The sequence below is a fragment of the Paenibacillus sp. P4_A7 genome (assembly GCF_056402455.1).
Genome location: NZ_JBFUHJ010000592.1, coordinates 1 through 2,911 on the forward strand (window position 1 = coordinate 1; position 2,911 = coordinate 2,911).

The 2,911-nt window shown below is 40.9% G+C and carries 3 protein-coding genes; 1 reads left to right on the forward strand and 2 read right to left on the reverse strand.

Features of this window, described 5'->3' with window-relative positions; genetic code table 11:
* Positions 1–185: 185 nt before the first annotated feature.
* Positions 186–344 (reverse strand): hypothetical protein, encoded by a 159-nt coding sequence (locus AC1DWN_RS31500; protein WP_477562795.1) that lies wholly within the window; start codon positions 342–344, stop codon positions 186–188.
* Between the two features lie 596 nt (positions 345–940).
* Here AC1DWN_RS31500 and AC1DWN_RS31505 point away from each other — a divergent pair.
* Positions 941–2,608, forward strand: a complete 1,668-nt coding sequence (locus AC1DWN_RS31505; RefSeq protein ID WP_477562796.1) for a ribonuclease J — start codon at positions 941–943, stop codon at positions 2,606–2,608.
* Between the two features lie 58 nt (positions 2,609–2,666).
* Here the strand turns inward: AC1DWN_RS31505 and AC1DWN_RS31510 are convergent.
* A partial coding sequence (locus tag AC1DWN_RS31510; RefSeq protein WP_477562797.1) for a LysM peptidoglycan-binding domain-containing protein occupies positions 2,667–2,911 on the reverse strand: 245 nt, incomplete at its 5' end.

The window sequence follows — 2,911 nt, forward strand, 5'->3', positions numbered from 1 at the left end:
GGCTATGTTAAAGTGCGTGATCTTGCCGCAGAGATTGGAATAGCAGTTAGCTGGGATGCAACTTCTAGAGTGGTGCTGCTKACGTAAGTACGAGTAGGTGTAATTGACAGGGTGAAGGAGCTGTTCCTAAAACCATGCTTATGGTTAAGGGGCAGCTCCTTCTGTTGTTCGAGTGTATGATACCCTTATTTGCCTTTTCGTGACGCCGCCCAAAAGGCAAGGACAATAAGAGGTATGAGTATGAACCATGGAATAGTTATTGTGTCGCCGACGATTAAAGCAAGCATCATGACCGCAATAATACCGAGAATAATGTACAGACATCCTCTGCCGAATGTTTCCATTTTTGCCCTCCTAAAAGTTTTGCGAATGCAAAACCATCTTCGTAAGCATGGACTTAGGCTTTGCGAATGCAAAACCATCTTCGTAAGCATGGACTTAGGCTTTGCGAATGCAAAACCATCTTCGTAAGCATGAGCTTCCAATAAGTATATTCGGTTATTACGTATTTAAGGCGTATGAGGCTTCAATTATTAATAATGGAGGAAGCTCGTGGCTTACGTTGAGTGTAAACAAAAAAAATGGGTTCTGATGAGAACGCCCGAAGTTAGAGAGCCTACGATTATCTGTGTTGTTAGATCGAGTAACCTGATACGCCTGTTGTTTTTTTGCTAACAACTACAACAAACCCATTCTTTCTCAAGCAGTTTAAGGCGGGGCAGAAAGCGAGTTAGTGGTGAGCTTATCATAATGATCACCTCATTTATCAAAGAATTACTATATCAAAGCAGAAGGATAGGCGAATGATACAGGCTGGAATCCTTGCTGCAATAGGGAAAGACAATTAATTCAAGGCAAGAAAGGGAATAGGTAGGCTAAATAATGGACAAAGTATTTGGTAACTTACGCATCTGTAACCATCAGTAGGAGGTCAAAAAATATGGGAAGTACATTGTCGATTTTCGCGCTAGGCGGCATACAAGAAATAGGGAAAAATATGTATGTGGTGCAATATGGTGAAGATATAATTGTTATTGATTGCGGGTCCAAATTTCCAGATGAGAGCTTGTTAGGGATTGATCTCATTATCCCAGACATCACTTTCCTTAAGGAGAACAAGGATAAAGTACGGGCTATGATTGTTACCCACGGACACGAAGATCATATTGGGGGAATTCCTTATATTTTAAAGCAAATGAATATGCCTATTTATGGATCGCAATTAACTTTGGGATTGATAAGAGGAAAATTAAAAGAAAACAATCTGCTTCGAGATACCGAGCTTAATGAAATTAACTCAGATTCCATCATTGAATTAGGCTCATTTAAAATAACTTTTTTCAAAACTAATCACAGTATCCCTGATTGTCTAGGGGTTGTGTTCAATACACCCGAAGGAACCGTCGTACATACGGGAGATTTCAAATTTGATTTAACACCAGTAAATAATGAGTATCCAGATATTCATAAAATGGCTAGTATAGGGGCAAACGGAGTACTCGCCTTACTATCAGAGAGCACCAATGCAGAACGCCCAGGCTTTACACCATCTGAAAGGCTTGTAGGGGAGCATATTATTGAAGCCTTTAAAAAAGCAGAAAATAAAATATTTATATCTACATTTGCTTCGAATGTTCACCGTCTCCAGCAAGTCATTCATGCAGCGGAGTTAACAAATAGAAAGCTGCTGTTACTGGGAAGAAGCATGGTAAATGTTGTTACAATAGCCATGGAGCTTGGTCACTTGAAGGTTCCAGATGGAATGATAGTTGAAGTCAAAGAAGCAAATGATTTATCGCGTGATAAAGTTGCTGTGCTCTGCACGGGCAGCCAGGGAGAGCCTATGGCCGCACTATCTCGACTTGCTAGCTCTAGCTATCGTCAGGTTGAGATTTTGGCAGGAGATACTGTAATCTTCGCTGCTTCACCTATACCAGGAAACGAAAAAAATGTTTCTAATATCGTAGATAATTTATTTCTTTTAGGTGCAAATGTGATTTATGGCTCAGGATCCGCTACGGGAATGCATGTATCCGGACATGCAAGCCAGGAAGAGCTCAAATTAATGTTGACGTTGATGAAACCAAAGTATTTTATCCCTATTCACGGTGAGTACCGAATGTTATTTCAACATCGATTATTGGCAGAAGCAGTTGGCGTGAACAGAGAAAATATTTTTATTATAAAGAATGGGGAAGTCGTTGATATTAAAGACCAGACAGCTATCCAGAGTCGTAAATTGCCAGCAGGGAATACGCTTGTTGATGGTTTTGGAATAGGCGATGTCGGAACCGCAGTGTTACGTGACAGGAAACACCTTGCTGAGGATGGAATCCTTGTTGTAGTTGTAACATTAAGCAAAGCAGAAGGTCATTTGTTGTCTGGACCAGATATTATAAGCCGCGGATTTGTGTATGTTCGAGAGTCAGAGGTTCTGATGGAAAAAATAAATGAGTCAGTATTACGTACGATTCAGGAGATGCAGAAAACCGGGAACCCTATGGAGTGGGCCTTCTTGAAACACAAAATAAAAGAGTCCATTGGGAAGTATGTCTACTCAGAAACAAAGAGAAGGCCGATGATCCTTCCGATCATTATTGAATTGTAAAATAAACCAATAAGAAGCCTGTCGTGGTTGAAGGATCTCCACGTCAGGCTTCTTCATGTTATCTGTTAAAAGGAACGCCCTGATTCGGCATTGATTGTGCTTGCTGCATGTTATTTGCTGCTTCTGCTTCTCTTTCCAGATACGTCTTATGACAATACATGTGGGAGATACGCGGGATATAAACAGGCGAACCAGGCTGAATTGCATTTGAACCTGCTATGTGGGGATTAGCTTCTTCAAGAATTGCGTGGGGAATATTGTACATATGTGACACCTTCTCTAAAGTATCGCCGGGTTGTGTGG

Excerpts from the sequence above, each read along its gene's own strand:
- AC1DWN_RS31500 (WP_477562795.1), bottom strand. The coding sequence starts at position 344 with ATGGAAACATTCGGCAGAGGATGTCTGTACATTATTCTCGGTATTATT.
- AC1DWN_RS31505 (WP_477562796.1), top strand. The coding sequence starts at position 941 with ATGGGAAGTACATTGTCGATTTTCGCGCTAGGCGGCATACAAGAAATA.